General features: G+C 32.1%; 7 protein-coding genes. All 7 read right to left on the reverse strand.

Annotation, left to right across the window (positions count from 1 at the left end):
• Positions 1–69: 69 nt before the first annotated feature.
• Positions 70–270, reverse strand: a complete 201-nt coding sequence (locus tag AC1RYN_RS14935) for a LexA family protein (RefSeq protein WP_481807586.1) — start codon at positions 268–270, stop codon at positions 70–72.
• A gap of 75 nt (positions 271–345) precedes the next feature.
• A complete protein-coding gene (locus AC1RYN_RS14940) occupies positions 346–960 on the reverse strand; it encodes an HPP family protein (RefSeq protein WP_481807587.1) in 615 nt (204 codons plus the stop codon).
• Between the two features lie 7 nt (positions 961–967).
• The gene (locus tag AC1RYN_RS14945) at positions 968–2,200 is read right to left on the reverse strand and encodes a chloride channel protein (protein ID WP_481807591.1); all 1,233 of its coding nucleotides are present in this window, start codon (positions 2,198–2,200) and stop codon (positions 968–970) included.
• 161 nt (positions 2,201–2,361) lie between these two features.
• Positions 2,362–2,742: an SMU1112c/YaeR family gloxylase I-like metalloprotein gene (gloA2, locus tag AC1RYN_RS14950; protein WP_481807592.1), complete on the reverse strand. Its 381-nt coding sequence runs from the start codon at positions 2,740–2,742 to the stop codon at positions 2,362–2,364.
• A 7-nt stretch (positions 2,743–2,749) separates the two neighbouring features.
• Positions 2,750–3,325, reverse strand: coding sequence for a sugar O-acetyltransferase (locus AC1RYN_RS14955; RefSeq protein ID WP_481807588.1), 576 nt, complete (start codon positions 3,323–3,325; stop codon positions 2,750–2,752).
• Positions 3,326–3,333: 8 nt separating this feature from the next.
• Entirely contained in the window at positions 3,334–3,792 is a 459-nt protein-coding gene (locus tag AC1RYN_RS14960; protein ID WP_481807589.1) for a YciI family protein, read from the reverse strand.
• Positions 3,793–3,800: 8 nt separating this feature from the next.
• Positions 3,801–4,304 carry a DinB family protein gene (locus AC1RYN_RS14965; protein WP_481807590.1) on the reverse strand — a complete coding sequence of 168 codons (504 nt, stop codon included), beginning with the start codon at positions 4,302–4,304 and terminating at the stop codon, positions 3,801–3,803.
• Positions 4,305–4,491 lie beyond the last annotated feature (187 nt).

Genomic DNA, 4,491 nt, shown 5'->3' on the forward strand with positions numbered 1-4,491 from the left:
CCATATTGCTAAGGTTAATACGTCCCCGTTGTTAGGGAGGCAGCACCTCATCTTTCATTGAATGCCCTTTTACTTTGGCAAAAAAAGTAGTGTCTTATTTTTAATAAATTCTTTATTAAGATCTATTGTTAGCTCGATAAAATCATCCGCCGGAGATGGAAATCCAGCACTAATTCCCACATCAAAAAAAGGGATTTCTACTTTTGATGTAAAATCTGGAATGTAAAATTCTAAGGTTGTATCGTCGTTATCTAAACTTCGTAATTTCATAGTTTCACAAAATTACGGAAGTTATATTTTTGCTGTTACTATTTAACACTAAATAGTTATCAACCTCCATATTTTTTAATTATTTGGAGATATTTTCTTGCTTAATCTTTTTCTGAATTTATGATACGTATTATGGTATTTATTGTGACTTGGATATTTACGATAGGAAGTAAGATTATTAAATATCAAAGCCACTACAAGCAGTACTGTAACCCCAGTTAATACTGGTGACACTACATACCAATATCCTAAATCTTTTAATTGAGCGGATCCTGTAACTGCAATGAGGGCAGTTGCTCCTCCTGGTGGGTGTAATGTTTTGGTTATTTGCATACAAACAATAGAAAGTGATACGGCCAAAGGTGCTGTAATCCAAATAATATCTGGTGCTAATTGCTGTACTGTAACTCCTATAAATGCTGAAATAACATGACCACCAACAAGATTACGAGGTTGCGAAAACGGACTTCTAACTTCTCCATAGACCAAAACACTTGAGGCCCCAAACGAACCAATTAAGTACACTAAATCTGAACCTGAAAAATGTTGTGTTTGCACAAAAGCAATCAATCCAATACCTACAAAAGAACCTACAAAAGACCAGAATATTTCTTTAGAATTGATTAAAGTTTCTTTGTAAAGTATGTATCTTGTTTTGCGGTAGCTTCTTTTTATTTTGTCAACACCCATAAATTATTTATTTTGATATGCTTGGTAAAAATGTATAAACAGTATGCGGATAAATCATTTTTGCTGTGTACTTAGAGATCAAGCAAACAACTAAGATTGGTAAAAATAATGTGTAATCATTCGTTAGTCCGCAAACTAAGAAGATTGCAGTAAATGGTGCATGAATACTAGCACTTAAAACAGCAGCCATACCAATTACCATAAAATTTAAAGGAATAACCTGTGCATTAAAAAATGTATTTAAAACAGATGCTAAAAGCAATCCTAAAAAGGCTCCTATAAAAAGACTCGGTGCAAAAACTCCTCCATCACCGCCCGAAGCTAATGTTATAGAAGTAACAATAGGCTTTAAAAGTAAAATCCCAATAAAAGTTAATGTCAATGTAAGTGTTAACGGAATTGCCGAATTTCTAAAAATGCCATTTATGGCGTGATATCCTTCTCCATAAAGCTGTGGAAATACAGATAAAGAAACACTCAATACAATTGAACCTAAAATGATTTTATAATAATGTGTTTCTATTTTAGAGAACTGTCCTTTAAAAAACAAGACACAGCGCGTTAAATAAACAGAATTGATTCCTGCCAAAATACCTAAAAGAATAAAATACGGAATCGCTTTTAAGTGCCAAGTCGTAATTGTTACTGCAAATAATGGCCCTTCGTTTAAAATCGTGATTAACCCGAAAGCGATAGAAACTGCAATTAAATTTGAAATTATAAAGGCACGTGTTACTTTTCTTGAAATTACTTCGATTGCAAATAAAATCCCAGCAATTGGGCTGCTAAATAATGCTGTAACCCCTGCAGCAACTCCAGCGCAAATTAATTCGGTTTTATACTGGCGAAAAACATTTTCTTTTTGTTGTGCTACTGAACCGATAGTTGCAGTTGCAACAACAGTAGAAACTTCGATTCCTGTTGACCCTCCAAAGATTACAGTCAACAAACCATTAATAAAATGTGATGGGATTTTATAAATAGGTAAGTTTTTAGACTTTGATTGTGTACTTTCAAAAACTTCTTTGATTCCTTTATTCTCTTTTTTCTTGAATAAATATTGACGTAAAAAATAAATTATTGATAGTCCGAAAACTGGAAAAACAACATAAAAAATTGGATTTACCGTAGCTTGATGAAAAAATATTTCTTCGTAATACTCCGTTATTTTCTTAGAGAAATCCCTAAGAATGCAGAGAGAAAACCAATTAAAACAGAAACGATAACTAATTTTCGAAATTTAATAAATTGATGATTCTTTTTGATTTTAGCCGTTTTGTTCATCAGAAGTTTAAAGTTTAAACTCACTTTTTATAAGTGGTCAGCAAATTTAAAGAAACAGAACCATAATCATTTTAAAACACACGAATATTACATTTTTTTAACAGTAACGTAAGAAAACTACCTTTCGTAAAACTCTATTGGTAAATCATCTGGGTCTGCAATAAAAGTAAATCGTTTGTTTGTAAATTCATCCACTCGTATTGCCTCACAATCGATATTTTTTGATATCAAAAATGCCACAACCTCATCTAGATTTGAAACTTCAAATGCCAAATGCCGCAAACCTGCTGCTTCTGGTCTGGAAGTTCGTACTGGTGGATTTGGAAACGAAAACAACTCAACAATGTATACTCCATTTAAAGCTAAATCAAGCTTATACGACTGACGCTCTTCACGATAAACTTCTCTAATTATAGTTAATCCCAGAATCTCTGTGTAAAATAATTTGGATTTGTCATAATCATTGCAAATGATAGCGATATGATGAACTTTATTAATGAAAGCATTAGTTTTTATTTTCTTGTTCTGGATTTAATTTTCGGATTACTTTTGCCGGATTACCAACTGCAAGCGAGTTATCAGGAATGTTTTTTGTTACAACCGATCCTGCTCCTATTACACAACCTTTCCCAATAGTTACTCCTGGGCAAATTACGGAGTTTCCTCCAATCCAGCAATCATCTCCTATAAAAACAGGTAATACATTTTGAAGTGTTTTTCTTAATTCTGCATCAAGCGGATGTGTAGCTGTATAAATTTGAACATTTGGAGCAAAGAGCACATTCGAGCCAATATTAACTGGACCACAATCTAGAACAACACAGTTTACGTTAAAATATACATTATCGCCACAATAAATATTATACCCGTAATCACAATGAAATGGCGGCTCTATATAAAACCCCTTGCCTACATTTGGAATTAATTCTTCTAAAATCAGCTTAGCTTTTTTAGTCATGCAGTATTCTGTAACATTTAAACGATGCAATAAATTTTTAGCTTTTCTACGGTCTTTCACTAAAATTGGATCTCCTGCTAAATAGTAATCTCCTGCAATCATTTTTTCTTTTTCAGTTTTCATAAATAGTATTACATTTTTTTCTTAGCGATTTTTTCGTGAATTTTTAATGTTTCCTGTAAAGCTGCAGTTGCGTACCAAGGTATTAATTCGGCTTCAAGCAAATTTGCATTTATTGCCGGATCTGTTGCTACAAGTGCTTTTGCTTCTTCAATACTTGCTACATTAAAAATATAAATCCCTGTATAATTTTTATCATTTTTCATAAAAGGTCCAGCTACAACTAATTTGCCCTCTTTAGCTAATTTGCCAATATTGGTCATATGCCCTTCAAATAATTTTTTGGTTTCTTCTTTTGTAGCCGTTGTATTTGTTCCTGATTTCAGAAGACAGAAAACGTATTTCTTCATTCCGTAATCGTCCGCATTTAGGAATTTTGCTAAATCCTCATCAAATTTAGCCTCCGTTTCCTGCGAAAATACGATAACATTCAGAAATAAAAAGACGAGTAATACTATTGATTTTTTCATAAAGTGTTTTATAACGTTTTAAGCATTTTTTTAAGAATAACAATTTGACCTAAGTGATAAACGTCATGCTGAATGATTCCATGAATATGTTCATAATAGGTATGATTATTATTGACATAGATTTTATCTAAATTGGCATCATCGAAATCTTCTAAAAATGAATTCCATAATTCTTGTGATTTATCCAGATTTTGAAGTGACTGCTCCCAAGCAGCTTCAGATGGATCTAAAATAGGCACAAAGTAATTATGATCAGGAGTTGTTATTACTTCTCCCTGGACACGTTTTAAAATATTTCTTCTCCATTGAATAAGATGATTAACAATTTCCCAAATCGTGTTTAAATTAGGATTTATTTTCCTGTAAGCTTGATTTGCATTTACATCTTTTAAAGTATTTGCTAAAGTGACTTCTAGCCAAGGATTTCCATTATAAATTGACTGATATAGATTCGAAATTCTTTGATTCTGACATAATGAATCGTTTTTTAAAATACAGAAGCTAAGATACAAATAAGTAATTTACAACTCATCCTCAAAATTCTACAATTGGGTCACTTACTATTTTAATGTTAAAATTAACAAAATATATTTGTCTCATCAAAATCAAAAAACATGAAAACAGGTGCTGCCTCCCTAATAACAGGAGCATGTATTAACCTTAGCGAATACGTAACTCAACGAAAGGCTTGTAAAAACA

The organism is Flavobacterium sp. TC780, assembly GCF_056783245.1.

Coding starts and splice junctions, on each gene's coding strand:
- AC1RYN_RS14935 (WP_481807586.1), bottom strand. CDS start 270: ATGAAATTACGAAGTTTAGATAACGACGATACAACCTTAGAATTTTAC.
- AC1RYN_RS14940 (WP_481807587.1), bottom strand. CDS start 960: ATGGGTGTTGACAAAATAAAAAGAAGCTACCGCAAAACAAGATACATA.
- AC1RYN_RS14955 (WP_481807588.1), bottom strand. CDS start 3,325: ATGAAAACTGAAAAAGAAAAAATGATTGCAGGAGATTACTATTTAGCA.
- AC1RYN_RS14960 (WP_481807589.1), bottom strand. CDS start 3,792: ATGAAAAAATCAATAGTATTACTCGTCTTTTTATTTCTGAATGTTATC.